The sequence below is a fragment of the Mesorhizobium sp. Arg314 genome (assembly GCF_053714275.1).
The window spans coordinates 1-26,346 of sequence record NZ_JBSKBP010000056.1 but is presented as its reverse complement, the minus strand read 5'-3'; the positions used below and the strand labels follow the sequence as shown (position 1 = coordinate 26,346).

Here is a 26,346-nt window from a genome sequence, read left to right as displayed (position 1 = left end):
GAGCCTTACCGTGGCTCAGCAACTCAGGAGCCAAGGCCGTCGCGTTCCGATGCCGAACGCTGGCGCGCCGATCCAACACATGAAGGCACGCAAGCAGGCACGATCCGGCCGCGTGGGCAAACATTGCCCGACTTACGTGGCGCAGCAGGAAGACCTCATATCGGCGATGCATCCACGTCAACCCAGCGTGAAAACTCACAACAGTCGAATAGACCGAACAGCGGTGCAGCAAATCAACCAACCCGCCTGTCGCGTTCTCAGGGCGAGCAACGGCACGCCCACCAAGCTGCCGAAAATCCGCAAACAGACGTACCTCCGCCACGTGGCCAATCGGTCTCCAGTCCAGGTGAGCGATGGGGAAGGGCGCGCGTTGAGAGTTCAGCCCCACAGAACCTGCAAGGTGTAGTCCTGGAACGATCTTCAATAGGCTCAGAAAGGCTCAATGCAGCGTTAGCTGACATTTGCCGTGCTCGCGACGTCGCCGTTTTCTCAAGTGCAGTGGGGCGTCACGCCAAGCGGCTGCAGAGGCAGGATCTCTCAGAATTTCTGAATGCGGCAGCCGCCGAGTTCACACTTAGATTTCTCCCACATTTACAGGAAGATATCCTCGCCAGGCGATCATGGCCGTACGCTTTGGTTTGCAACGAGCTGAGCCGGCAGGCCGGAGGCCCGGCTGGTGTGGAGGCCTGCGGGCGCTTGGCGGCAGGGGTTTCGGGGCTTGGCGACGCGGTTAGGAACAGAATCGAAGGCAAAGCCCTTTCGCTTTTAGCATCATCGTTCGGTCGGCATCCAAAGGAATGCCGTGATGGCATTATCAGAGTCGCTGAGTTTTGCCGCGACGAAAGCGAAATACTTCATGATCTGAGCGGTCAAAATCTCTCGTTGCTAATGAGCGGGTTGAGCAAGTGGCCGGAAGAGCAGGCCTGTGGCGAAGCCGCTGTCGCAATCTCCCGCGCGGTGCTGGAGGCCGGACCAATCCATCGTTTTGATGCCCAGGCCTTGGCGATCTTAGTGAATGGTTTCAGCAAGTGGCCAGACCAAAGGATTTGTCGACAAGCGGCAGTCGAAATAGCAGCAATCATTGACGTCAACAGGCTAGGTGAGTTTGAGCCACAGCACCTCGCGAATCTCGTCAACGGCTTCAGCAAATGGCCCGATCAGCCGGCCTGTCAGCAGGCGATCGTCAACGTCGCTCATGAGCTCGTGCGCTGCCGCGCTAGTAAGCTCTCTCACTTTAGTGAGCAGCACTTGGCCAATCTTGTGAACGGTTTCAGCAAATGGCCGGATCTGGCAGTCCATCGCAACGCCGCAGGTTTGATCTCTGGTGAGCTCTGTAGCCGCGCTGCCCGCCCCCCCTGGCTCGGTGGTTTTACTGCGCAGGGACTGGCAAACGTGATGAACGGCTTCACCAAGTGGCCGGACTCGCGAGCTGCGGTTGCGATCGCCGGGGATATCTGTCGTCGCGGCAAGCGCCCAGCCCAGCTCGTCGATTTTATGCCGCAAGACTTGGCAAGCTTGGTCAACAGTATCAGCAAATGGCCTGGCGAGCCCAACTTAAGGGAAGCCGCAGAGACGATCGCGCGGGAAGTCCTGGGTCATGCTCATGACGCCCCACTCCCTGGTTTTTCGCCACAAGATCTGGCGAATTTGGTGAACGGTTTCAGCAAGTTTTCGCATTCCAACGACTGTCGCCAAGCGTCTATCGCAATAGCACGCAATATTGACCCCGCGCGCGTGCTTATTTTTGCTCCGCAGCACCTAATGAACTTGGTGAACGGGTTCAGCAAGTGGCCGAGAGCGCCGGAGTGTCTCCAAGCGACGGTCGAAATCTGCCGTGAAGTCCAAGACCGCGCGGCCTCTGGCCGGCTCTCTGAGTTCACTCCCGGGGAGCTGGCGAGCTTAGTAAATGGCCTCAGCAAGTGGCCTGACGAAATTGCCTGTCGCCAAGCTGCCCTAGCGGTGGCAACTAACATCCACCTATTCTTCAACTCTGCTCACGATTACCGGGACCTGGCAAACCTGGTGAACGGTTTTAGCAAATGGCCGCTAGAGCTGGATTCAGCCAACGCGATACTTGCGATCGCCCGTGTCGTCCTTGATATCGCTGATCAGCTCCCTCGATTTGACCAGCAGCAGTTGGCGAATCTGGCGAACGGTTTCAGCAAATGGCCGCTGGAAAACGATTGTCAGCACGCTACGCGCTTGATCGCTGCCGAAGTCCGCGCTCGTGCTGATCTGGATGAGCGTCTCGCTGATGTCACCCGACAAGGCCTGGCGAATTTGGCGAACGCGTTCAGCAAATGGCCGCAGGAAGATTTCGGCAACGCCACAGTTGCGGTCGCCTGGGCCCTCTGTAACCGTACCGATCAACTTCCTGTCTTTACTCCGCAGGAACTGGCGAATCTGGTGAACGGGTTCAGTAAGGTGCCGGAAGAGGAGAGCTGTCTGCAGGGCGCGCGCTTAATCGCCGCCGAACTGTGCCGGCGCGCCGCTGACGAAGGCGGGCTTCCCGATTTTGCTCCGCAGGGACTGGCGAGCCTGGCCAATGGATTCAGCAAGTGGCCGCAGGATGAGGCCGGTAGAAAGGCTACAATCCAAGTCGCTGCGGAACTCTCCCACCGCGCCACCCTCGCCGACGGGCTCTCTCGTTTTAACTCGCAAGAGTTGGCGAACCTGGTGAACGGTTTTAGCAAGTGGCCGACAGGAGACGACACGGGTCGAGCCACGGAAGCGATCGCGCGTGAAGTCCATGAGCGCTCACTCACCGGCTTTGCCTCTCAGGAGTTAGCGAACCTGGCGAACGGTTTTAGCAAGTGCCTGGACGACGAGGCGCCTCGGCAGGCCGTGTTCGACATCGCGCGCACCCTCGGCGCTGGAGCACATCGGTTCGGCGCTCTCACGATGTCTGAACTCAGCATGGTCGCCAATGCTCTTGGCCGATGCATCACCGTGTCGGAGGACGGTGGAGAAATAACGCACACCACTCTGCTGAGGGATCGGTTGAGCAAGCTCGCCCACCACCTGCACTATGCCAACGATCGTCTCAAGCATGCGGACGTCCGGAGCATCGCCAACATTTTCAAAGCCCTGGGCAAGGCTCGACTGGTTGACGATCTCGGCTTGCTCGCACCGGCGGGGTTGGCTCGGATCGAGGAATTGCGTCAGGGGCCAAATTTTGCCGCCGCAAACGACCTGGAAACCACAGGTAATCTCAGTGTTGCCTTGCTGCCGCTGGCGCGCAGCTCGCACAAACAGCTGCGCTGGCACCGGCGGCAGACGCTCCATTTGCTGAACGACATCCAAGGCGTCGTGAAAGACAAGATTACGGCGCATCTGGCCGCCAGCGACGCGGAGCGGATCCGCGGCCCGCACGCCAGCCGTTGCCCCGCCTTGTCGATGTATCAGGTCCTCAAGGCCCGCGCGGTCCTCGAGACGTTGTACCGACGCCCCTATATCGACGGCAAGACGCCCGATCTCAAGGCGAGGCAGCAGGAGCTGCAGCACGAGACGAAGGATATCCTGCACCGCACGCGCGAGCTGATCGAACGCGACCTGTCCAACATGAGTTGGAATCTGATCGCTGACATCGAGAGCGACAGGCCGCTCGAGGCGCTGGATTCGTTCCTGGCGGCAAATCCGGTAACGGTCCAGGCAAACCGTCCTGCCTCCCAGTTCAACGTGCATCAGGTGTTTCGGGAGATGGACCACGAGCCGAGACCGCCGCAAGGGAAGGCGGGACTGATGCAGCTTCCGGTCGTCGACCTGCAGGGGCGGCCCCTGGCGACGGAGCCAGAGACTCGGTATTCGGTGTTCCATCGCGTGACGCAGGGACAGGTCCCGGTGGTCGCGGTGCAATTGCCGTCACGACCAAGTGCCTTCATGCTCGCGCGAACGCTCACCGTCGAGGGGGTGCCCTACCGCATGGACCTGTTCGGCGGCAGCAAGTTGAAGCCGCCCAGATCGACGCTGGCGCAGATCGCCGCGCGCGTGCCCGGCGCGGCCAGCGTGGAGCCGCCCGGGGGAAAGCTTTTGGCCATTCCCTATGCCGAAACTGCCGCCGGAACCGACTTCGAGCGGCTGTCGCGGGCCTGGGCTCCGTTCAAGGAGGCCTACTTCTATACGCAGCGCAGGGGCTTTGCAGCACCACCGGCGATCAAAGGTCTCGGGCCTCATGACTCTGCGCTTGAGGGCACGTTCAGGTTGGCACTGCTGCCGGACCGCCCGGCCGGCGAGGCGCATCCGTTCAGGCTCAGCGGAGCGCACGGTAGCATCGCGCTGCGCCCGCATGACGGCTGCGGCTTCATCAAGACCTCGCTCGCTATGCGCATGCCGGCGGTTCGGCGGGCCGGCGACCAGGACAAGCCGGAGCGGGTGCCGGCCTTTGGTGAGGGACGCCGAGCATCGCTTCCTGCCTCCGCACTGCAGCACTATCCGCGCAGCGAAGAGGTGGCCGCTGAGGCGCGCAATATGGCCAGCAACTGGCTCGCGGGCCGAGACGAACAGGAGCTGAACTCTGAAGACCTCTACCGCACAGTGACTGGTGGACACATCGATGGCCCCGGCGCGGTGGCAGTGCCCTCTAGTGACGGCCGCCTTCACGTGCCGACGCTCAAGAGTGAGTCCATGACGGGGACGCAAGGCGTGCTGATCGGGCGCTCGCCATATGACAAGCCCAACCTGCGCCCCTTCGCGGCCGCACAGGTCGGCTCGAGCGCCGATGGTGACCCGACCGCAATCTTCCTCGATCAGTGCGTCGCCATACAGTACAGCTTCAATGTCGCCCAAAAATCCAGCGGTGAGCTGGCCGCAGACGATCCGATGTTGTTCGCCAAGGGCATTTTGATCGTGGTGCCCGACGAGATGTGGCCGGCTGCGTTTGCCGATCGAGGGTTGGTCCTGTCTGCCGAGGACGTCAAATGTCATTCGCACTGGGCGAGGGCCAAGGACCGCGCCAAAGCGGACACCTTGTTCGACTGCGTCGGCATCTTGCAGGCGACCGAGGTGTTCGCTCCGGGCTCATTGGTTGCAGTCCCACCGGTTGAGCAAAAAAAGCTCGATGGTGACTTCGACGGCGACGCCGTCATCATCGTCGCCGACCGGCCGCAGCTTTATCAGCATGTAAGGCAGTTCGACCAGGCCGAGCAGGCGCGCGGCATGCACTCGCTCAAGCCGCCCAAATCGCACACCCCGGCGATCGAAGGCGAGGCCTACCAGTTCAGCCGCGCCAGCCAGATCCTGGCCGCGACGCAAAATGTCCTGGAGACCTATACCGGCCTGCAGAGAGACTTTCTGGCGCAATCTCAAGAGGCAAGGCGCTGGTTTGCCGAGCGGGCTATCTTCGGCATCTACGAGGGCATCCACCACGAGCTCAGGCGCGAGCTTCAAGTGCTGCTGACCCAGGACGCGGTGAGCCGGGAGCAGATCGAGCACACTCTCGAGAAGGCGGGGCGCGAGATCGAGGTCGCAGATCATCCGGTCGCCCGCGAGGTGGCCGAGCTGCTCATGGCCGACCTCGAGGCGTGGGCGGCGCAACCGCGCGTCCTGCCCGCAACGGCACAGGGCGGCGACGACGCACGGCGGACGGTGAGCGCAGATCTCTGCGAGCTGTTGCCGGACCTGGCCGAGGCCTATCCCGCCACGACTCAGCCACGAGAGCGCATCCAGTTGATTGTCGACAATTATCCAGCACGCATTCATCCGCGACCGGATGGTTACGTTGCCGGTGACCACGTGCAAAGTGCCAACAACCTATTGAGCCTCGGCATCAAGGTCGGAACGGACGCCTATAAATCCGACACCGGCGCCCGCTTGTTTGCAGCCAAGAGCCGTCAGCTTCTGTACTTGCTGCAAAAGGCCCCGGGACTGAACCCGGTGCCCTACACGAAGGGTATTGCGGCGCGCCTGAAACAGGCCCGGCTTGATGTCGATGCGACACTGGTGGATCTGAAGGACAATCCGACGCTGACGGCCTCGATCATGGAGGCTTCTATCAAGCTCGCGGCGGAACGAGGTATTCTGTCCGAACCGTCGGACCGGCGGGCTGCCAGCGCAGATACCGTCACGACGCTGACCGGCGAGCAAGCTGTTGAGCGCGCCCACATCGAGGCTGAAAACGCCAAAGTCGAAGAGAAGGCAATCACAGCGACCCTGGGCGAGGTGGCCGAACACCTGCGCACACTCAACATCGAGGTGAGCTTGCCCCATCACGATCGCCGTTTGAGGTCAGAAGCTTCGATGCGAGACCAGCTCACCGGCATGAGGCTGCCGTCCGCTCACGCGCCACAGCTGATCAGCAACGCCGTCCGCCATGTCTTCGAAATTCCCGACAGGGACTTTACTGCCGCCTTCAGGAAGGCCGTGCTGCACTTCGAGGAGCAAGGCCACACCGAGGTCAGCACAACCAACTGGTTCAAAAAGCTTAATCCAACCTTTACTGGCATCACAACCGTCTTCGCCACGCCGCGGGGTTACCGCTTCGAAGTGGAGTTCCATACCCCCAGCAGCTACAAGGCCAAGGTTGCCAATCATCATATCTACAAGATGCTGCAGCTTGTCCCTCCAGGGACCTCCGATCAATCGCGGGCCGAGCAACTCCTGCAACGCGCGCGCACGATCTGCAAGGACGTCGCAATCCCCGATGGGGTCACAGACATCCCCCACTGGAACATTGAGACCGGGAGCACGGCTGGCAGCATGGCCTCTGCCGTGCCAGCTGCCCTGCCAAGAATGCCCAAAAGGTCGCCGATGGCCGGACAAATTGTTGCCGCACTGGGTGACAAGTCTGTCGTACTTGTCGGAATGATGGGTGCCGGGAAATCCAGTATCGGCAAGAAGCTCTCTAATTTGCTGGGCCTGAAGTTCTTCGACTCCGACCAAGTGATCAAGGACAAGACAGGCGCAAAGTCCATCAATAAAATCTGGGAAAATCAGGGCGAGGGTTACTTCAGGGAACTTGAGGAGAAGGAAATCCCGCAATTGCTCGCGCAAGGCCCCATGGTGCTCGCAACCGGTGGTGGGTCCTTCATCAACGACAGGACCCGCAACTGCATCGCCCAAAACGCGATCTCCATCTGGATCGATGCCGATCTGGATATGATTATGCGGCACCTGCCGAACGATAAGAGCCGTCCGCTGCTGCAAAATGAAGATCCAAAAGGTACGATACAAAAACTGATGAACCAGCGCCAAGAGATCTATGCGCAGGCCCAGCTCAGAATTTCCCCGACCAAGTGGGAAATCAACAAGAGCGCAGCTGAGTGCCTGAACCAGCTTCACGACAAGCTTTGCGCCGGCGTTGCCGGACCAAGCGGGTCCGGGCCCGAGGAGCGGCATTAGAAAGCGGGCGTCAACAGTGAAATGGACCCCAATTTTTGAACAACAAGTTTAATTGAGAACAGACTGTTCCGAGGCTAGTCACTCTGAACCGAATTTCATTACATTGTATGCTTGGCCTCGGCTGTTCTGGATTGGCGAGGCTCTTCATCTCGTCCAGGTGCGTCCGGCGAGCTGGCTGAGACCTTTGATGACTGGATCACTGGCAGCCGTTCCGGGGCTTCTCTATAAGGCGCGTAACCTCGTCGAGCGCTTATTCAACAAAGCCAAGCAGTTCCCTCGCATCGCAACCTACGACAAGCTGGCCGAGAACTATCTCGCCGCTCTCAAACTCGTCTCAATCAGCATCTGGCAAGCGATAATGGGTCTACGTCCCAATAGCCCGATCTGCGACCACTTCTGACATGCGTCGAGTCGGCCGCATTGCACCAGCTATTGCAACGGTCCCAACGCGCTCGATTCGGGCTTCCCGCCAGACGCCAGCGACAGGTCGAGATTGTGTTGCAACATCTGATTCCCTGGGTCCGTTTTTAGAGCTTGCCGATATAGCGCCTGTGCCGCGGCATGCCGCCCCTGAATATCCAAGACAGTTCCTTTCGCATTCAATGCACGCAAATTATCCGGGTCCGCAACTAAGACTCTGTCGAGTACTTGAAGCGCCTCTTGCTGGCGTTTCTGCGCCAACAAGAGTTTCGTAAGACTGATTGCCGCATCGACATTATCCGGATGTTGCTTCAAATCCCGCAAGGCCCGCTCTTGAGAATCCTGACTGACTGCGCGCAAAATCCGTTCGCGCATAGCCGGATCGATGTGATCGGCGCCGAGCAACGCTGGGGGCGCAGTCTCCTTCACTGAAAGAGCTGGCTTATTCCAGCTGGCGCAACCGCCCAGGGGCAGAATGGCGAGCGCGGCCAAGAGAGCTGAGTTCAAACGAAATGAAAGCAATGGCGCATTGACTGTATTCTCATGCGAATTCATGCGGTTCTCACCTTTCATCAAAAGTGCTTTGGCTATCAGTTGACGGCAACCCGGATATCGCCAGGTTCCCCTGAGAACCCGCTCTTGGTTCCAGGCGGAGCTTGACGGAGCCGGCTGGTTGAATCGTGAAGTCCGACGCGAGCTCCTGATAAGACAGCACAGCAAGATCAATCCCGTTTCGCGTTAGAAAACCGCGGACGAAGCGGCGGACATCCATCGAAGTTAATACGACAGGGCGAGCCTGATCCGGCGCTGTACTGGAAATGATGTGACGCATCTGTGATAGCAGCGCTTCGCTCTGCCTATCATTTAGTGCCAGGTGGGGGCCCGCAGCCGAATCTCGCGCCGCACTGCGCACCACCTCCTCGGTCTCCCGTTCGATGATGAAGGCGGCAACGATTCCATTTCCGTTCGCATAGCGGTGGCAGATCTGCCGCTTCATACCGGAACGAACGTGTTCCGTGAGAAGGGCGACATTTTGCTCACGTTCGCCCCATCCGGCCAATGCCTCCAAGACGACGCGGGTGTTGCGGATCGGGATACCTTCATCAAGCAGGCGGCGCAGCACGTCGGCAATCCTGGGGACCGGCGTCGTGCGCAACACTTCCTTCACCAGGTCAGCATATTCCTGCTCCATCCGGCCCAACAATTGGCTGGTCTCCTGGATACCTACCAAGCGCGGTGCACAGCGGGTCAACGTCGCTTGGACACGCAACGCGACGCGTTCGCTGGGACGGTGATGCCCGACGCCGGCGGCCTTGAGAGCCCGTGCCTGGCCTTGTTCGATCCAGATTATGTTCGTTTCCGGATCATGCCGGAAAGGGATACCGGTCGATTCAATGCTTGCCAGACCGTCTCTTAGAGTTAGCTGTGTCGGATCAATCGAATCCTGTGCAACCGGCACGCCCTCGATATCTATCCTGAATTGCGACTCGGGCAACTGCTGATCGACCGCGATGGGGATGCGGGGAACGATGATACCGAGATCGGCTGAGACTAGTTGCGAAACGCGTGCAAATTGCTGTTGCAATTCGCCTTGGTCGATCGCCTGCATCAGGTTGGGCGCTTGGAAGAAGGCAATCGGGCACGCCTCTGCAGGCATGGTTTGGTTTTTAGGCTCCACTGGGGCTGCAGCTGTAGCATCGACATTGTTGGCGCCTACCGCATTTCCCTTGACAGTACTTGCCGCAGCGAAAGTCGCGGCCAAGATAAGAAAGACGGGCAGGGGGAAACCAGGAACGAACCCCATCGCAACCAAGACGGAGGCCGCCAGCCGCAATGCTCGCCTACTGGCCGTGATTTGAGTGACTATGTCGGTCCCAAGGTTGAGGCTCCCAGCCCCAGTCACACGAGTGACGATGGTCCCCGCGGTAATTGAGATCAGCAGGGCCGGAATCTGTGAGATGAGCGCATCGCCTATAGTAAGCAGCGTATACTGACGCAGCACCTCGCCGAAAGGCATACCCCTCGAAAGCAGGCCGATCGAAATCCCACCCAACATGTTGATGAAAATAACCAGCAGCCCGGCGATGGCGTCGCCCTTCACGAATTTCATCGCGCCATCCATAGCGCCGTAAAGTTTGCTTTCCTTCTCCAATGCGCCGCTCCGTCTGCGAGCTTCGTTGGCATCGATGTGGCCGTTCCGTAACTCTGCGTCGACCGCCATTTGCTTGCCCGGCAGAGCGTCGAGCGTGAAGCGCGCCGCCACTTCTGCTACGCGTTCGGCACCCTTCGCGAGGACCATGAACTGCACCATGGTCACGACCAGAAATATGACGATCCCAACGACGATATTGCCTGAGATCACGAATTCACCGAACGTGTGGATGATGCTGCCTGCCTCCCCTTCGGCCAGGATCAGTCGCGTCGTTGCGATGGTGAGCGCCAGACGGAAGACCGTGGAAATCAAGATGACGCCGGGCAAAGAGGAAAATTCAAGTGGCGTGCTGATATACAAAGCAACCATCAGCAGCAGTATGGCCAAACCCATATTGAATCCGATCAGTGCGTCGATCACTACGACAGGTACTGGCATCACCATCATAGCTATGGCCAGAAGCAGCATCAGCGCGACCATTAAGTCTGGGTTGGCCGGCGCGCGCTCGAGGAGGTTACGCATGATGTTGGCCATGGAGACCCCTTTGTGATCGTTTGAGGATCGCTCTGCTACGCAGCTTTCGAAGACACACCTGCGGACGGCTACGCTTGAGATTGAGAGGTCGCGAAAACGGCTGGTCAGCGGGTGCCGTTAGGGTCTCGCCGCCGAAGCCGTCCGAGACGAGCGCATAGGCTCGAAGCCGCGGCAGTTGAACATCGCGAAACTCGGCATGAGTAGCCAGCCGCGGTAGGGGCAAGTTTCGCTCGCTCTGCCAGGATGCAAGGTGGACGTGGGAAAGGGTGCCGAGCAAATCGCGCCGCTGCTTGGGAATAAGCACGCCATCACCGTTTTCGTAAACGTGGTCGGTCACAGGCAAGCGTTGTGCTGGGTCCTGTCGCGCCATCGGCTTGCCTTCGACCAAGCTGTTCTGGTACTGCAAAAGTAGGAACACCCGCCATAATTGGTTCCGCAGGACGACGGCGCCTTCACGCACCTCAATTACCGAGGGCGACTGGGTAGGTGTGGCGGCTTGGCATCGGAGTTCTCCTTTGATCAGGCCTGCTAACCTGGAAACTTTCAATACGGGAGAAAAGCGAGGCGGCCGTTTCGGCTCAACAGCACGCGGCTGTCCTCGATCCGATCTACTGTCCATCCATCGTCCAGAAGGGACCCGACGAAATACTTCTCGCCATCGATGACAATATACGGCAAGGGCCCACGCCAAACCGCCTCAACGGCGATTGCGGATGGCGCCTTCTCCTCTTTGGTGATCACTCCATTGACCAGTGTTAAAGCGCCCTTAGTGTGATGATCGAACCACTGCTGAACGTGTTGCCAACTGGTGGCCGATGCAGAGGTGACGGTGCCTTCAGCAGTAACGACACCCTTTGCGGAGCCGATCTTAATGTTGAGCAAGCCTGCTCTATCGACTTCCTGTTGCAGGTCTTTGGCGGCTGCCACGGTAGTCTGATTGTCGGTGAGGTTGTGGGTCAGTTTGGATTCAAGCCTGACATCAGGTGCATTGACGCTCGATGCACCGGCGCTGCCGTAGTAGGAGCAAATCGCGGACAGCGCACCGATCCCGACCGAGCCCAGTAACACGAAGGCTAGTACAGGGATCGAATGGCGTGGCGTACCGCTGGAACCAGCTGGCGCTGCACCCTGTGCCGACCAGAGTATGGACATCGCGCCTAGATCAATGACGACCGGAAGTGGAACAACAATTACCTCGCCTGCGGCAATATTCCCGCTGCCCTTCACGTCGAGTCCGGCGGCAAGGGCCTCGACCTCGATCGAATTGGCAAGAAGAGTGATTCGAAGATGATGCGACGCCAGTCCCTGCTCGACGAAGATCAGATCGGCATCGAGCCCACTACCGATTATGTTCGTTTCTGGAGCCAGCTTACCGGTCAGTCCGCAATAGAGGCCCGATAGAACTTCGAAATGAAGGCAAAGCGTGTCATTCAAGAATAAACTTCCGAACAAGGAGAGAAGCCGCACGGCAACTGCCGTGCGGCTCATTTGACATCGCGCCCCAAGGGGCGTGAACGAGGCTATCTGAGCCCCGCATCAGGCACTACTGAACGCGTTCGTCGGCCACCTTCTTGATTGTCGTGAGCTGCGTCGTAACAGTGCGCAGCTGCACGCTTCTTTCCGTAGCCTCTGTGCTAACGGCTGCCAACTCCGCGATTTGAGCCTGGAACGCAGCAGCCCCAGCGGTTTTACTCGCTACGTTTGCAGCAGTCGAAAGGCCGGTGCTAGCAGCGCTAGCAAGCGGACCCGAAATATTAGCCATAGTATTTTCCTTTCTTCGAATTGTGCCGTTATCAACGGCCAGTATTACCTGACGAGAACTATCCAGCGTCAGGTATCCTCTTCAGTCTCTGACATAGTTTCCTCGGCATCGGCCATGACATCGTTCATTATAGTCAACGCAACGGCACTGAGAGCCTGTTGGAAGGCTTCTTGTTCAGACGCAGCTTGCGAGCCGTCGTCGAAATTGGCCGGGATGTCCGTCCGATCGCGCCCCCTGACCGGCCTGTTAGGATCAGCGGGCTCATTAGGATTAGTCGGCCTTTTAGGATCAGAAGGTCCGCCAGGTGCGTGCGGCGGGTGTCCATTCGAAGGTCCGTGATGCCCTGCACGGGCCAAGGAAGCACCGAAGCTGCCTATACTTCTAATTCCTGCGACCATTAGGTACTCCGGCGTTTATCTTCATTCGTCGACGGATGGCGATGCCGTGTAGGCATCCACCTCGTGAAGATAAAGCCGCCAGCTGTCGACAAGCTGACTAGCGTTAGAAAAAATCAGCAAAATCACAGTTGCAGGCGATCTCCTCCTCGTCAGCATCATCCGCACAGCCAAGCGCGGTGCGTTTCCACTGCAGGCACCGGGCCCTGGCCCCAACGTGTCTTGATATGAAAGCTCAATATGAGAGCTCAGAAAGGCGGCCGGCTCAAATCGGAATCGGTGGCCTGCCCATTGCAATACGCATCTATCGGGCAAATGCTGCAAGCAGGACTGGCAGTGGGGTTGCCCTTTGTCTCTGCTTTCCTATCGAGGCCGTTTCGGGCTCGTATTCCTGAACGAGTTCCTGCCTGAAGGCGGTCATCTGGCGGCGCTCGAAGCCGCTGACCTTGATAGCCCGCCACCGCTCGGCAAATCGGATCATGGCGCCGGACATGAGCTTGTGAACGACCTTCTCGCCGAAGGCATTGGGAAACTTAGAAAGCCACCAATCCCGTGCCGTCATGGATCCTGGGGTGCGGCGCGATCAGGTCCGGGTACTTGTCGACGGCAGCCCACAGCACAGGACCTCGGCCTGATCACCGCGGTGCCGGCGTGCATCGTCGTTCACGCCGGCGCTCGCTTGAGGCCGATTCGCAGGACTCGGCATCCCCCTCAGGCCCACGTCGGCCAGCAAACCCTATTGGTTGGGCCGGCCGGCTATCTATTCATCACCCACGCTCTTGTACGGATTTGCCTCGCTAGCTGTCCGGTAGTCCTCCAAGTTGCCGCCCAGAAACAAGCGCTCGGTCTCTCGGGTCGGTGTTCTGCCCAGCGAGCACATCAGATCCACATCCGCATCGATGTTGTCCTGATCCTCGACATTCATTCCGAGCCCAATACTGCTCAGCACGTCGTCTGGCGTCCACACTGCAGACTTCGGGATGGTGTAGGTGTGCAGCGTGTTCGCATTGTGGGCGATCGCTCGCGCCCAAGGGTCGCGCGAAACAGCCAGCTTTGACGGGTCCTCGACCAAGGACACGAAAGGAGAGACTGCTGTCTTACCGCGCATATGCCAACCAGCTTGGCGCGCCCGGTCCATGGGGTATCGCTCCAGAGGATCTCCTACAGAAGAATGATCCCGCGCGGTGTTGCGGGCATGAGATATTGCGCACGTGTTGGCTTCCGTACGCGGCTTGCAATCGGTATCCTGGTTCTGAAAGCGATGCAGCTTGACATATGACGACCCCGCAACGTCGTCGAAAATACGATCCCGATCGACAGGGTCGTCGGGAGCGGCGATGGTTGGTGACCATCGCGCTGTTTGCTGCGCGGCCAGGCCGAGCTCGTTTTTGAGCGCCCCCAGATTGGCACCCGTCAGCGTTGCGGCAAGCTGGGCCCGCGCCCTCAAAAATGATGCGCCCGGGTAGCGTTCTGTTTCTCTCGGCACCTCGTTCAGCGCAGCCGAGGACCTGCGAATTTCGGAATCTGTGGGAGCAGGAGCAGAATCCGTTGTTCGCTTGACCGAACGCAAGTCATGTAGCTGCTGTTCGAAGTTCGCCCGATCCTTGCACGGGTGTTCCGATGAGGTGATTCGTAGCTGATCGTCAGCTCTAGTCGGGGCGCCTGCGCCATTCCGTGGAGCTATATTCATTCGTCTCCTCCAGATCCTAGTATTTTACACTTTGCGTTCGAGAAGCGTCTGTTGCACTGACCGCCTAAACGCTGCCCCAATATCCGCCGCTACGCTACATGGGGGCTGCGCGGCGGACACGCCAGCGTGAGGGCTGAGTGCCACGCCATTCTTGCAGAACTTGACGCACTTGATCGGTTCGAGGATTAGGCGGCTTCGATTTTAGCCCGACGCATCGAGTGCGGCGGGTGTTGCGCGGGTACGGGCCAATGCACCGGAGCCATCCCGTCCTGATGGGCACTGCGCCGCAGCCGCATCATCGCTCTATGCGCGATGATTGCTGCTACGGCGTCCGTTCGTTCTTGAATGCTCGAGCAGTTCTCGTTGCGACCCTGAATCTGGAGAGATTCGTTACCATAGACAATCTTGTCGACGCGCAGGGACACTGTTCAGGCCGCAAGACGTGCTTGCAGGTTGTTCAAATAGCCTTCTGCATAGGTTTGCGCTATGGAAATCGGCAAATTGATCCCAGCCGTGGCCGCCTCTTCCACCGCTTTCTTGACGAGCCCGTTACGAATTGCCAGCTTGACCTCGGGCCCCGCGACAAGGCTGAGTGCTTGCGCACCGATACTGATGCCAGCTTCTTGCAGCGCCTGTTTCATATTGCCTCCGGTAATGGCTGTGCGGAGAAGATTTGCCGCCTGCGACTCGCACGAAAGCGCCATTGAAACGGCATCGGCCACTTGGCCCAGGCCTGGAACGAAGCTCAATAAACCCACCGCCGTCGCAGCCCAATCAAGCACTGGCGAGACCACCTTGAGTACGTCGCCGACGGCGTGGATGAAGGCCCCACCGTTTTTCTTCGCTGACTTGGTGTCAGGCTGGTCCGTCCGGCCCATCATCATGTCCGCGACGGCGTCCTGGTCCGCGGCGGCTTTGGGGACGTGGGCTTTTGACTGCTGAACGGTACGATTTGCAGACGACATGCTGTCGTAGAAGTGAGCAAAGTCTTTGTTGCTGACGTCGCCGGAATCGACCGTGTGTCCGCCGCCGAAGTCGAAGAACTTATGGTGGGTCTTATAGCCCGTGATCGAATTGTTTAGCAGGCTGAATAATAGAGGATCTGATAACAGCTGAGAGGCCGCTTTCTGTACTTTTGGATCGAGGCTCTTGTCTTGTTCCATACTCGCGAGCTTGTCACGAGTCAGATCACCGCTTCCAAAGAAGGCGTCCTGATTGCTCTTGATCGTTTCAATTGTATTCAGCTCGGAGCGCGAGAGGCTCATCGAGGAGGAAGCGACTTGAAGAAAGTCCTCTTTGTGAACCTTGTCGATCGTACCACCGTACAACTGCTTCCATTCATTCGGGCGACTGACGAAGTACTGAGCCGCCGCTATAACCTGAGGCGGACATTTGCCGGTTTTCGATTCGCCTTCGACGATCTGCTTGAAATCGGCCACACTCAAGTTCTTGGGGAGGTTCTCGGAATACCGGTAAAGCTCGCGCAGTGCATCGTTCAGGGTCATGACCGACGGCTGCGGATTTCCAGTGCTGTCGGATGGAATGTAGTTCTGCTCGTAGCTTTGCGCCTGCTTGTCCTGAAATGCGGTAACTTGTGAGTGAAGGCCGGAGAATCCAGACAAATCTTTCGCCGTGATCTTGCCGCCGCAGCGGCCATCGCCCTGCGAGCCGATCGCATAAAACAACTCGGGATCCTGCTGCAATCCCTCGATCGCCGCTTTCAGATCCGGTGGCGTAGAGGGATCATTGGCTTTGTCCGCCAATGAACCCCAACTAAGCGGGCATTGGTCCTTGTGGCGGTTCAGCACTGCTACGATCTGCAACTCGGCTGAGGTCAGCGAGCCGCCGCACCACGTGATTCTGTCGCTTTTTATGGGTACCGGCGAAACCGGAGGGTTGGCGATCTCAGACGGCTGCGGGTCCTTATCCATTGATTCGATTGCTGCCCTCATATTTGGCGGCAGCAGGTCCAATGGGTGCTGGGCCAATTCCTCTAACGACGACGTGACATCCGACAGAGGTTCAGAAGGCTGCCGGGACAATGCTTCCGTCGTCGATACGAGATTTTGCGGCAGCGAGTCCGGTAGCCCTAAGGGACCGGTCCTATCTTCGAGCAGGTGAATGGGCAGCATCGCATCAAAGAGGGATGCGTTTTGCGGAGCCTTGTCGAACGCGGATATCGGCCCCGACCAAGCCTGTGCGGACTGCGAGAAAACGTTACTGGCGTTATTGATTGGCATTGTGCCTCCTCAGAAGTGAAGTTGCATCCGCCACAAGGGCGACTCCAAATGTGTTCGTGAACGTTGACAATTATGAGCTGCGGCAGGCCAATGCCCCCCGATGGTTGCGCTCTAACTTGCTCCGCTCGTTTGCGGGGCTCCAAGGGCCACTTCCAGCACAACGGCCGGCGATTGTTGGAGCCTGATCTCATCATGACCGGTTCAGCTTTCGAGAACCTGACGAAGTCAAAAAGAATTCATTCAGGAGGCGGCTGCCGGTAATATTTCCAGAAGCTGCGCGTCCGTCACTTCTGAGTCGGCTCAGGCTTCCCGCCATCTTGTGCCGGCACGTCAGAAAAATAAGAAGCTTCCGGTCGCCCATCGCGCACGACCATAGTGGAGGAGCCCCGAAACAATATCAGCACGGATTGCTTCGTCGGCGCCGCCGCATGAGGCTGCGCCTGCGCCTCCGCCACGAGGCCGTTGAACGTCTGCTCCACGAGTGCGGTGAAGCGAGGTGGACCGGAAACCAAGACGAGGCCATTCCCCGGCGCGGGCCTTACGACGTAGCGGTCATCGGAAATGTCGAGCTCATCGAGAGCTGCCTTAAACGCATCGAATCGAATCGGGGCCAATACAAGCATCCGGGTCTGTGCTTCCTTCGCAGCAGACACATAGAGCACAAGCCCGTCAAAGTACCATTGGAGATCGTACATCTCGGTCAAGCGGTCGAGGAACTCGCGCGGCGCCAAATCCGGCATACGCCCGCGAATCCGCCCCTTCACCTCGGGGCTTATGTTGACGCTGATATTCAGGTTGTTTCCGAATTCCTGCAGCGCGGCAGAGAGATCCTGATCCAGAACCGTATACCTGTAAGGTGTCGAGGGAAGCGACAAAGGGACGCCGAGAGCTGAGTGGAATCCGGTGGAGAGAAAAAACCCGACACACAGAAGTCTCTTCAGGTTGGGCAGGATGGGGGATAGGGTCAGCGCTCTTGGCATCACGTCCTGATAAACCAAAGGCCGAAACTCTCACAAGCACAAAGTCGCCAAGGCGGACTCTTTTGATGATTTAACGCGCTTCTCGTCAGCTTGTCGTCAGCTCGCCTCTCTAGATATTGACCCAACAGCGGGTAATAACCGGCTGGATTCATTCCACGCGAAAAGAGAAATCAATCGAGTCTTTGCATGATGATGCCTGTCACTTCGATCTCTGCCATTCCGACCGACTTTTTTCCCGCGGTCGCTTCACCGTCATTGGGCGAGCAGGCCCAGTTTGAGCGCGCGCTAGCGCAGGCGGCCGCCTCTTCGAAGAACGATGCCGCGTCGGGGCCAGTAAGCATGGTGTCAGTTCATCCGCATTTGGATGTTCAACGCACGACTGCGCAGACAAGCCCCGGGGGCGACCGCGTGTTCCAGATGATCTCTTCGATGCACCGGGACAATGCAGTTACCTCTGGCTCGCGTGATCATCAGGTGGGCCTTGAAATGAGCGCTCTACCTGGGCCGGCGCAGAAGCTCCCTCTCGAAGGGGCGGCGGGAACGCCGACAGGACTTGATTTCGGCTCGATGATTACCGGTCTACGGGATCTCTACAACGGCGTCGCCCAGGTTTCTCTAGTTTCCAAAGGTGTCAGCGGCGTCACCTCGTCTGTGAATACGCTAATAAAACAAGGATGAAACCGCGCATGATTGGCTTGGCTTGTGACAAAATCATGCATAGCCGCCCGTCCGGTGGGCCATCGCTCTATCTCGTCGTGCTGCCACTTCTGTTCGCTCTGAGTGGTTGCAAGGTGGACCTGTACACGCAATTGCAGGAGCGTGAGGCGAATGAGATGCTCGCGCTTCTGATGGACAGCGGGATTGATGCTGTCCGAGTTGCCGCTAAGGATGGGACCAGCACGCTCCAGGTCGACGAAAAGTTGCTTGCGCCGTCAATCAACCTCCTGAATGCCAAGGGGCTGCCGCGCCAGTCTTTCAAGAACCTCGGCGAAATTTTCAGTGGATCAGGTCTGATTGCCTCGCCGACCGAGGAGCGTGCTCGTTACGTCTATGCTCTGAGCGAAGAGTTGTCGCGTACCATCAACGATATCGATGGCGTCTTCTCAGCGCGTGTCCATGTCGTTCTGCCGGATAACGACCTGTTGCGATCAGGCGGTACGCCATCCTCCGCGGCGGTTTTTATCCGGCACGATGCCAAAGCAAATCTCTCGGTTCTGCTGCCGAAGATAAAGATGCTCGTCGCCGACAGCATCGAAGGCCTATCCTACGACAAAGTCGAAGTGGTCTTGGTGCCGGTGGAACCGTCCGCACATGAGCAACGATCGGCTCCAGCTGTATCGGCCCAAGCATCTAGGTCCGTTCCAGCGCTCGTGGTCGGTGTTGGCGTAGCTGTATTCGCAGCGGCATTCTATTTCTTAGCCAGTTTTCTAAGGCATCGGCGCAGGCAATCATCGGGCGCACTTCCCCAACTCGAGCGCCCCTCGGTGTTTCCGTTGTCGAGCCCATTCGCAAAAAGTTCATAGGCACCAGTGCGTAGCTAATATTCCCCAATGCCAATGCCGACACCGATACCGACTGCTGGACGCGATCAGTCGTTCCGATTGCATTCCGCATGCCTGAGCGATCTTGCTGCTTTGGCCCATCCGACCCGTCTTGCCGCATGTCTTGATCCGGCGTTGTCTGTTGCGACCTTGGTGCAGTTGCAGAAGCGTCCCAGGCTGCAGCCAAGACTGGCACAACTGCTGCTTGACAATGAAATGCATTCGAACGGAAGCGGCTGGGAGCCGGATCTTCTGGGCGGACGTGATCCGGGTCGGGTTGCTCTTCTTGCCGGCAGTGTCTGGCATGCCCGCTCGCTGCTGAAGCTTGTTTCAAAGTCTCACCTCACTGCGCTTATTGAGCATATCGGGGCTGATGCCCACGCGTTCGGCATCCGACATCTGGCGCAAGCGATCGCAAACAGCGCGATCACTGATCCGGAAAAACTAGCGCAGCAAATAGACTACGATGGACATGCCTGCCTTGGTGCTTGGCTCAATGAAAGTACCGCGCCTGAGCGTAACCGCGTGCTTCTGCGGTTGCCCATCGGGACCGCCGCCGAGAATCCTGGGCCCGAACACAGCAAGGCCTCGGGCCAATTGCTTTCGCTTGTCCTAGCCCATCTTGAGATGGAGAACCTGGCGATATGACAGCCGAAGTTTCCGCAGCTCCCGTCGCGCCGCAGATGCGCCCATTGGGGCCACTGATACCGGCGAGTGAGCTCGAGATCTGGCACTGCGCCGCAAAAGCGCGTGACGCAGCCGAACGGCATCAGCAGCGGGTTCGCAGCTGGGCACGCTCCGCTTATCAGCGTGAGCGGGCGCGGGGCCATACCGAGGGCTTGAACGCAGGCGCCGAGGAAATGGCCCGGCTGATTGCGCGGGCTGTTTCCGAAGTGGGGCGACGAAAGGCCGTTCTGGAGCAGGAATTGCCACAGCTGGTGATAGAGATACTAAGCGACCTTCTAGGCGCTTTCGATCCGGGCGAGCTCTTGGTGACGGCTGTTCGTCACGCAATTGAGCGCAAATATAACGGCGCGGAAGTTTGCCTCCATGTGCATCCCACGCAAGTCGACATGCTTGTGCGCGAGTTTGCTCGGTGCGACGGACGGGAGGGGCGGCCGCGGGTTCGGGTCGATCCGGATCCGGCGTTGTCGCCGCAACAGTGCTTGCTTTGGAGCGAGTATGGCAATGTCGATCTTGGACTTGATGCACAGATGCGCGCGCTGCGCCTCGGCTTTCGGTCCCATTCTGGGGAAGGCGAACTGTGATCACGCCGGTACCACAGCATACTAATCTCGCTGGTAGCCGGGCCCCCGATCCGGCGATCTCGTCTTTGAGATCTACAGCAAAGCGAATCGACACGCGTGTCGTGCGCGGCCGAATCACGCGCGCCGTCGGTACACTCGTCCATGCGGTCTTGCCAGATACTCGGATTGGGGAACTTTGTCTGCTGCAGGATACCCGAACTGGTTTGTCGCTCGAAGCCGAGGTTATCGGCCTGTTGGGCAATGGGGTGTTGCTCACGCCGATTGGTGACTTGGTGGGCCTGTCCAGCCGGGCAGAGGTCGTATCCACCGGACGAATGCGTGAAGTGCCAGTCGGCCCCGATTTGCTTGGTCGTGTGATTGACAGCCGTTGCCGCCCCCTGGACGGCAAGGGCGAAGTCAAAACCGCCGAAACTCGTCCCCTGCACGGCAAGGCGCCCAATCCAATGAAAAGGCGCATCGTTGAGCGGCCATTCCCGCTCGGGGTTCGTGCCCTTGATGGTCTGCTCACATGCGGGGAGGGCCAGCGGATCGGGATTTACGGCGAGCCTGGTTGTGGCAAATCGACATTATTGTCGCAGATCGTAAAAGGTGCCGTCGCCGACGTCTTCATAGTCGCGCTCATCGGCGAGCGTGGACGTGAAGTTCGTGAGTTCATCGAGCGGCATCTTGGAGAGGAGGGCCTCCGCCGTACGGTCGTGGTCGTCGAAACCTCCGACCGCTCGGCCGTGGAGCGGGCGCAATGTGCTCCTATGGCGACCGCGCTGGCGGAATACTTTCGCGGGCAAGGGCTCCGCGTAGCGCTCATGTTGGACTCGCTGACGCGCTTCTGCCGCGCCATGCGCGAAATAGGCCTTGCTGCGGGTGAGCCTCCTACCCGGCGGGGTTTTCCTCCTTCCGTCTTTGCCATGTTGCCAGGCCTGCTGGAGCGCGCCGGCATGGGTGAGCGCGGCTCAATCACGGCGTTCTATACTGTGCTTGTCGAAGGTGATGGCACAGGCGATCCAATCGCCGAGGAATCGCGCGGCATTCTTGACGGCCATGTCGTCCTCTCACGCGCTATCGCGGCGCGATCGCATTTCCCCGCTATCGATGTGCTGCAGAGCCGCAGCCGCGTAATGGAAGCGGTCGTTTCCAAAACACATCGCAAGGCGGCATCCTTCTTCCGTGATCTGCTCTCGCGCTATGCCGAGTCCGAGTTCTTGATCAACGTTGGCGAATACAAGCAAGGCGGCGACCCGCTGACTGACCGGGCTGTCGCCTCGATTGGCGACCTGAGGGAATTTTTGCGCCAGAGCGAAGGCGAGGCATCAGATTTTGAGGAAACGGTCGCATGGATGTCGCGTCTGACCGCGTAAATCGCGTTCACGTTTCGAGGTTACGGCTTCTAAAAGATATGCAAGAGCGTAGTGCCCTTAGTGAGCTTTCCAAGAAGGAAGCCGAATGCCATTTGGCGACCCAAGCCCTACAGAATGCCTCTCAGGGACTCGCAATCGCACAGCAACAATGCGCACGAGCCGAAGCGGGGCTCTACCAAGAGCTGATGTCGCTCGACACCTTGTCCAGCGCAGCGCTCGACCATCACCAACTTCGAATGGAGCGGCTTTCGGCGGAGGTCACTTCCAGATGTCAGATGCTCGATGATGCGCGCATTGCTCAAGAAAAGGCCGAGGCAGCGGCGTCTGAGATGAGGGATGTGTGGGCCAAACGTTCGACCGCAAGGCACAGATGGAAACAAATCGAGGACGACGTCCAACGCGCCGTCGATACTCATGCGGAGGCCGCAGCCGAGATAGAGTCCGACGATGAGATATCGCTTCGGTATGGCAGTGTTTCGCTTGCCCAGTTGTCGCGCGACCAGATCCAATAAGCCCAAGGTTCTCTGAATGATGCGATCGTGCAGGTTAGAGCCGCTTTGGTAACCGCTTTGGCCAGACCCCCAATCTTCGAACCAGCGCTAACACTGTCGCACGAGGTCGTCTCGTGGCTCAATGACATAGCGTCTTCCCGCCAGCCGTTTCAGAGCCGGATCGGCGACACGCCGCTATCTGTGCGGATACAAGGGCTTGTTTGGCAGCAGAAACCTGCAGCCGTTCAGACGCTTGACTGCGTTTGGCGCGTGGGTGCTGAAACGATCGTCTTGTCGCTGTCACAAAGGCTTGTAGAGGCGCTGGTCTCGACGGTGCAGAGCGGCCTTGCTTTACCTTCCGAGCCAACTGCTTCGCTCATTCTCGAACTCGCACTCGAGCCGCTTGTGGCTCGACTGGAGGATCAGACGCAGCTGAACGTGCAGCTTGTGGGGGTGCGTGAAGCCATGACACTGGCGCCTTGTCTGGAGCTTGATATCGTCTTCGGCCCAGTCAGTGGCAGGGGCTTTCTGTTCCTGTTCTCTCCTCTTGGTGGGGCAGTACCGTCTGCCTTCCGCGCGTTAGGCGACCTGCTTTGCCAGTTGCCGCGACAGCCGCGTGAGCTCCCCCCGGGGCTGCCGGCCATAGTCGCAGGAGTAATCGGCACGCTTTGCGTTCCGGCAGCGCTTCTTCGCAAAGCATGTATCGGTGATGCTTTGTTGCCAGACATATCCCGGTTTGGCCGCGGCCAGATCATCCTGTCCGTGGGCCGGTTATGCGCAGGTGCAGATATTGAGGGCGACGACCTAGTCCTGCGGGAGCCCTTCCGCCCGCGATCGTGTCCCTTGGAGAATATGCATATGACGACACAACCCGAATCGCACAAAGAGCAATCGGAAGCCGATTTCGACGATGTCGAAATCGTGCTCGTCTTTGAATGCGGCCGCTGGCCTATGTCTCTAAAAGAATTGAGGAGCGCTGGCGAAGGGCATGTTTTCGAACTTGGTCGGTCGATCGATGGTCCGGTAGACATCCTGGCCAACGGTCGGCGTATCGGGCGTGGCGACATCGTGCGGATCGGAGATGAGCTGGGCGTCAGACTCCGCAGCAGGTTGGCATGCAGTGACTGAGATTCAGCCTCCAATTCTGGCACTTCTTGCGGTTACAGCAGGACTCGGCCTGCTGGTTTTAGCGGTCGTCACAACCACGGCGTTTATAAAGGTGTCGGTGGTTCTTTTCCTCGTCCGCAATGCGCTCGGAACCCAGACGATACCACCCAACATAGTGCTGTACGCTGCTGCACTCATCCTGACCATTTTCATCAGCGCACCTGTTATTGAACAGACCTACGATCGGATGAGTGACCCGAAGCTCCACTACCAGACGCTGGATGACTGGGTAAGCGCCGCCAAAGAGGGGCGTGAGCCGGTGCACAATTATCTCAAGAAGTTCACAAATGAAGAGCAGCGCCTTTTTTTCTTATCTTCGACAGAAAAACTTTGGCCAGAGGAAATGCGCGCCAGAACCACACCTGATGATTTTGCCATTCTTGTTCCGTCCTTTCTTATTTCAGAGCTAAAGCGAGCGTTTGAAATAGGGTTTCTTCTATATCTTCCATTCATCGTCATCGATCTTATTGTAACGACAATTTTGATGGCGATGGGCATGTCGATGGTATCTCCGACAGTAATATCTGTGCCTTTCAAGCTATTTCTGTTTATCGCTATTGATGGCTGGTCGAGATTGATGCATGGACTTGTATTGAGTTACGCCACACCGGGAGGTTGATTATTACTGAAGCCAGCATCGTCACTCTTATGAGCCAGTCGTTGATGGTTTTCATGATCTGGATTCTGCCACCGCTCATTGGATCGGTGATTGTTGGGGTCGTCATTGGGATCCTCCAGGCGGCAACGCAAATCCAAGATGAAAGCTTGCCGCTCACCGTTAAGCTTCTGGTTGTTGTGGCGGTGATTGGCCTGTTTGCCCCTGTGCTGAGCGCCCCGCTCATAGGGCTGGCCGAGCAGATCTTCACGGAGTTTCCGGCAATGACTCCCAGCTACCAGTCTCCCCCATGAATGCGTCGGCGGCGGAGATTCAGAACCTGATCCATGCGGCTATCGAACTCCTCGCCGCAGCCGGCCTTGGCGCGGCCCGAGCCATAGGCATTATGGTGGTGCTTCCGGTGTTTACAAGGGCTCAGATCGGCGGGCTGATCCGCGGCTCACTTGCTGTCGCCTTCGGACTCCCATGCTTGTCAATCGTTAGTGCCGGGTTGCAGGCGCTGGATCCCGAGACACGTCTGATTCAGGCAACTCTGCTCGGATTGAAGGAGGTTTTTGTCGGCTTGCTACTCGGCACTTTTCTGGGCATCCCACTATGGAGCCTTCAGGCGGCCGGTGAGTTTATCGACAACCAACGCGGCATCACCAGCCCGTCCGCTTCGTCCGACCCCGCGACCAACAGTCAGGCTTCCGCTATGGGGATTTTTCTTGGGATCACGGCAATAACAATCTTCGTCGCTTCGGGAGGCTTGGAGGCTGTGGTCAGCGCCCTTTATGGCAGCTTCCAGATCTGGCCCGTGTATCGGTTTCTCCCCCCATTGACCGCACAAGGAGCAATGGAGCTGTTAGGACTACTCGACCACATCATGCTCACGACCTTGTTGGTCTCCGGGCCTGTAGTGTCCTTCCTGATGCTGGTTGACATGTCAATGATGATACTGCGGCGCTTTGCGCCGCAATTCAAGTCGAGCCAACTGTCTCCAATGATCAAGAATATCGGCTTCCCGATTATTATGATTGGCTACACTGCCTATCTGGTCGAGGGGATGAGACTGGAGACCAAACCAGCAAATGGCGCCCTTGAGTGGCTGGCCAAGCTGCTGAAATGAGCGAGACGAGTGAAGAGAAGACACACGCCGCCAGCCCGCAGAAGCTAAGCGAAGCGCGCAGAAAAGGGCAGATTGCGCACAGTTCCGATTTCGTCCGCGCAGCCGCCACATGCGCCGGGCTCGGCTACATCTGGCTAAGGGGCAGCGTGATCCAAGACAAATGCCACGAAGCGCTACTGTTGGCAGACAATCTGCAGAGTCTGCCCTTCAATATAGCGGTCCGGCAGGCACTGGTCCTGATGACCGAACTCACACTGGAAACTGTTGGTCCGCTGCTTGGAACGCTCATCGCCGCGGTGATTTTGGCCGGATTAATAGCCAACGGTGGATTTGTCTTCTCGCTGGAGTCGATGAAGCTCAACTTCGAAAAAATTAATCCGTTTCAAGGGTTGAAACGCATGGCGTCTGCGCGTTCTGCAGTCGAGGTTGGCAAGACGCTGTTCAAAGTGATGGTCCTGAGCGCAACCTTTCTCCTCTTCCTTCTCGGCACGTGGAAGACGATGGTCTATCTTCCGATCTGCGGCATGGGCTGTATCGGCGTCGTCTTTGCGCAAGCGAAGTTGCTGAGCGAAATCGGCGCCGCTGCACTTCTGCTCGGCGGACTAATCGATCTCTTAGTGCAGCGTGCCTTGTTTCTGCGCGAAATGCGTATGACCAGGACCGAAGTGACGCGCGAGTTCAAGGATCAGGAAGGTACGCCGGAGTTGAAGAATGAACGACGTCGCCTACGCGAGGAGTCTGCCCACGAGCCTCCGCTTGGGGTGCGCCGGGCGACATTGCTCGTGCGAGGGAAGACCGTACTCGTCGGCCTGCGTTACATTCGGGGCGAGATCGGGATACCGATCCTGGTTTGCCGCGCCGAGGGCGAGGCGGCTTCAGACATGTTAACTGAAGCAAGGGCCCTACGTGTCCACATCCTCCGTGATGATGTGCTTGCGCATCAGCTCATCAGTGCAACGAAGCTGGGCGAGGCCGTTCCTTCGCAATATTTCGCACCCGTCGCGAAAGCGCTCTATGCGGCAGGCTTAGTATAGATGTGACCACGGCCTTGGCCGGCTCCATACGCCGCAGCCTTATTTCATGGGTTGTACACTTAACGCAGTTCGGATGTCGTTTGTGCATCCGGGACAACGCCTCCGTCGTACGCATACGCTGAAGACCGCCTACTGACGCGTACCTTGTGGCGTTAGTGTCCGCTTAAATTAAGTGGACACCTGGCAATGAAGTATCTGCCGATAGAGCAGCCGTCGAGGGTGGTGGAAGCGAGCACGCGCGCGGCTCTTCCGCTACCG

General features: G+C 58.4%; 21 protein-coding genes and 1 pseudogene. 14 read left to right on the top strand and 8 right to left on the bottom strand.

Annotated elements, in window-relative coordinates:
• The 3 genes and pseudogenes from ACWGS9_RS30935 to ACWGS9_RS30925 form a co-directional block, all read left to right on the top strand.
• Window positions 1-406: hypothetical protein (locus tag ACWGS9_RS30935; RefSeq protein ID WP_454508806.1), on the top strand; the 406-nt coding region annotated here is incomplete at its 5' end.
• 290 nt (window positions 407-696) lie between these two features.
• Entirely contained in the window at window positions 697-7,335 is a 6,639-nt protein-coding gene (locus ACWGS9_RS30930; protein ID WP_454508805.1) for a shikimate kinase, read from the top strand.
• A 220-nt stretch (window positions 7,336-7,555) separates the two neighbouring features.
• A pseudogene (locus tag ACWGS9_RS30925) lies at window positions 7,556-7,735 on the top strand (hypothetical protein); the annotation flags it as partial.
• A gap of 29 nt (window positions 7,736-7,764) precedes the next feature.
• On the opposite strand, the gene ACWGS9_RS30920 reads toward ACWGS9_RS30925, so the two are convergent.
• The 8 genes from ACWGS9_RS30920 to ACWGS9_RS30885 form a co-directional block, all read right to left on the bottom strand.
• Window positions 7,765-8,310 carry a tetratricopeptide repeat protein gene (locus tag ACWGS9_RS30920; protein WP_454508804.1) on the bottom strand — a complete coding sequence of 182 codons (546 nt, stop codon included), beginning with the start codon at window positions 8,308-8,310 and terminating at the stop codon, window positions 7,765-7,767.
• Between the two features lie 7 nt (window positions 8,311-8,317).
• On the bottom strand, window positions 8,318-10,441 hold the full coding sequence (gene sctV / locus ACWGS9_RS30915) for a type III secretion system export apparatus subunit SctV (RefSeq protein WP_454508803.1): 2,124 nt from the start codon (window positions 10,439-10,441) through the stop codon (window positions 8,318-8,320).
• Window positions 10,422-10,901 carry a hypothetical protein gene (locus ACWGS9_RS30910; protein ID WP_454508802.1) on the bottom strand — a complete coding sequence of 160 codons (480 nt, stop codon included), beginning with the start codon at window positions 10,899-10,901 and terminating at the stop codon, window positions 10,422-10,424. Before ACWGS9_RS30910 ends, sctV begins: the two co-directional genes overlap by 20 nt.
• Window positions 10,902-10,984: 83 nt before the next feature.
• Window positions 10,985-11,875: a SctD/MshK family protein gene (locus ACWGS9_RS30905; RefSeq protein ID WP_454508810.1), complete on the bottom strand. Its 891-nt coding sequence runs from the start codon at window positions 11,873-11,875 to the stop codon at window positions 10,985-10,987.
• 1,027 nt (window positions 11,876-12,902) lie between these two features.
• A complete protein-coding gene (locus ACWGS9_RS30900; RefSeq protein WP_454508801.1) occupies window positions 12,903-13,160 on the bottom strand; it encodes a hypothetical protein in 258 nt (85 codons plus the stop codon).
• Window positions 13,161-13,358: 198 nt separating this feature from the next.
• The gene (locus ACWGS9_RS30895) at window positions 13,359-14,168 is read right to left on the bottom strand and encodes a hypothetical protein (RefSeq protein WP_454508800.1); all 810 of its coding nucleotides are present in this window, start codon (window positions 14,166-14,168) and stop codon (window positions 13,359-13,361) included.
• 548 nt (window positions 14,169-14,716) lie between these two features.
• Complete coding sequence (locus ACWGS9_RS30890; protein ID WP_454508799.1) at window positions 14,717-16,528, bottom strand: HrpF/NolX family T3SS translocon protein; 1,812 nt, start codon at window positions 16,526-16,528, stop codon at window positions 14,717-14,719.
• Between the two features lie 284 nt (window positions 16,529-16,812).
• Window positions 16,813-17,508 carry a secretin N-terminal domain-containing protein gene (locus ACWGS9_RS30885; protein ID WP_454508809.1) on the bottom strand — a complete coding sequence of 232 codons (696 nt, stop codon included), beginning with the start codon at window positions 17,506-17,508 and terminating at the stop codon, window positions 16,813-16,815.
• A 186-nt stretch (window positions 17,509-17,694) separates the two neighbouring features.
• Between ACWGS9_RS30885 and ACWGS9_RS30880 the strand changes: the two genes are divergently transcribed.
• The 11 genes from ACWGS9_RS30880 to ACWGS9_RS30830 all read left to right on the top strand — a co-directional run bounded on the left by ACWGS9_RS30880 (window position 17,695) and on the right by ACWGS9_RS30830 (window position 26,088).
• Complete coding sequence (locus tag ACWGS9_RS30880; protein WP_454508798.1) at window positions 17,695-18,186, top strand: nodulation protein NolB; 492 nt, start codon at window positions 17,695-17,697, stop codon at window positions 18,184-18,186.
• Window positions 18,183-19,031, top strand: coding sequence for a type III secretion system inner membrane ring lipoprotein SctJ (gene sctJ / locus ACWGS9_RS30875; protein WP_454508797.1), 849 nt, complete (start codon window positions 18,183-18,185; stop codon window positions 19,029-19,031). Before ACWGS9_RS30880 ends, sctJ begins: the two co-directional genes overlap by 4 nt.
• 111 nt (window positions 19,032-19,142) lie before the next feature.
• Entirely contained in the window at window positions 19,143-19,697 is a 555-nt protein-coding gene (locus ACWGS9_RS30870) for a nodulation protein NolU (protein WP_454508796.1), read from the top strand.
• Entirely contained in the window at window positions 19,694-20,317 is a 624-nt protein-coding gene (gene sctL / locus ACWGS9_RS30865; protein WP_454508795.1) for a type III secretion system stator protein SctL, read from the top strand. Before ACWGS9_RS30870 ends, sctL begins: the two co-directional genes overlap by 4 nt.
• A complete protein-coding gene (sctN, locus tag ACWGS9_RS30860) occupies window positions 20,314-21,672 on the top strand; it encodes a type III secretion system ATPase SctN (protein ID WP_454508794.1) in 1,359 nt (452 codons plus the stop codon). Before sctL ends, sctN begins: the two co-directional genes overlap by 4 nt.
• On the top strand, window positions 21,648-22,184 hold the full coding sequence (locus ACWGS9_RS30855) for a hypothetical protein (RefSeq protein WP_454508793.1): 537 nt from the start codon (window positions 21,648-21,650) through the stop codon (window positions 22,182-22,184). Before sctN ends, ACWGS9_RS30855 begins: the two co-directional genes overlap by 25 nt.
• Window positions 22,185-22,433: 249 nt before the next feature.
• Complete coding sequence (gene sctQ, locus ACWGS9_RS30850) at window positions 22,434-23,291, top strand: type III secretion system cytoplasmic ring protein SctQ (RefSeq protein WP_454508792.1); 858 nt, start codon at window positions 22,434-22,436, stop codon at window positions 23,289-23,291.
• Entirely contained in the window at window positions 23,284-23,949 is a 666-nt protein-coding gene (sctR, locus tag ACWGS9_RS30845; RefSeq protein WP_454508791.1) for a type III secretion system export apparatus subunit SctR, read from the top strand. Before sctQ ends, sctR begins: the two co-directional genes overlap by 8 nt.
• A gap of 29 nt (window positions 23,950-23,978) precedes the next feature.
• A complete protein-coding gene (locus tag ACWGS9_RS30840; RefSeq protein WP_454508808.1) occupies window positions 23,979-24,239 on the top strand; it encodes an EscS/YscS/HrcS family type III secretion system export apparatus protein in 261 nt (86 codons plus the stop codon).
• Window positions 24,236-25,054 carry a type III secretion system export apparatus subunit SctT gene (gene sctT / locus ACWGS9_RS30835; RefSeq protein ID WP_454508790.1) on the top strand — a complete coding sequence of 273 codons (819 nt, stop codon included), beginning with the start codon at window positions 24,236-24,238 and terminating at the stop codon, window positions 25,052-25,054. The genes ACWGS9_RS30840 and sctT overlap by 4 nt, the downstream gene beginning before the upstream one ends.
• Window positions 25,051-26,088, top strand: a complete 1,038-nt coding sequence (locus ACWGS9_RS30830; protein WP_454508807.1) for an EscU/YscU/HrcU family type III secretion system export apparatus switch protein — start codon at window positions 25,051-25,053, stop codon at window positions 26,086-26,088. Before sctT ends, ACWGS9_RS30830 begins: the two co-directional genes overlap by 4 nt.
• Window positions 26,089-26,346 lie beyond the last annotated feature (258 nt).

What these genes read in the sequence shown, in the direction of transcription:
- ACWGS9_RS30920 (WP_454508804.1), bottom strand. Translation starts at nt 8,310, where the DNA reads ATGAATTCGCATGAGAATACAGTCAATGCGCCATTGCTTTCATTTCGT.
- sctV (WP_454508803.1), bottom strand. Translation starts at nt 10,441, where the DNA reads ATGGCCAACATCATGCGTAACCTCCTCGAGCGCGCGCCGGCCAACCCA.
- ACWGS9_RS30900 (WP_454508801.1), bottom strand. Translation starts at nt 13,160, where the DNA reads ATGACGGCACGGGATTGGTGGCTTTCTAAGTTTCCCAATGCCTTCGGC.
- ACWGS9_RS30890 (WP_454508799.1), bottom strand. Translation starts at nt 16,528, where the DNA reads ATGCCAATCAATAACGCCAGTAACGTTTTCTCGCAGTCCGCACAGGCT.
- ACWGS9_RS30885 (WP_454508809.1), bottom strand. Translation starts at nt 17,508, where the DNA reads ATGCCAAGAGCGCTGACCCTATCCCCCATCCTGCCCAACCTGAAGAGA.
- ACWGS9_RS30880 (WP_454508798.1), top strand. Translation starts at nt 17,695, where the DNA reads ATGATGATGCCTGTCACTTCGATCTCTGCCATTCCGACCGACTTTTTT.
- sctJ (WP_454508797.1), top strand. Translation starts at nt 18,183, where the DNA reads ATGAAACCGCGCATGATTGGCTTGGCTTGTGACAAAATCATGCATAGC.
- sctL (WP_454508795.1), top strand. Translation starts at nt 19,694, where the DNA reads ATGACAGCCGAAGTTTCCGCAGCTCCCGTCGCGCCGCAGATGCGCCCA.
- ACWGS9_RS30855 (WP_454508793.1), top strand. Translation starts at nt 21,648, where the DNA reads ATGGATGTCGCGTCTGACCGCGTAAATCGCGTTCACGTTTCGAGGTTA.
- ACWGS9_RS30840 (WP_454508808.1), top strand. Translation starts at nt 23,979, where the DNA reads ATGAGCCAGTCGTTGATGGTTTTCATGATCTGGATTCTGCCACCGCTC.
- sctT (WP_454508790.1), top strand. Translation starts at nt 24,236, where the DNA reads ATGAATGCGTCGGCGGCGGAGATTCAGAACCTGATCCATGCGGCTATC.
- ACWGS9_RS30830 (WP_454508807.1), top strand. Translation starts at nt 25,051, where the DNA reads ATGAGCGAGACGAGTGAAGAGAAGACACACGCCGCCAGCCCGCAGAAG.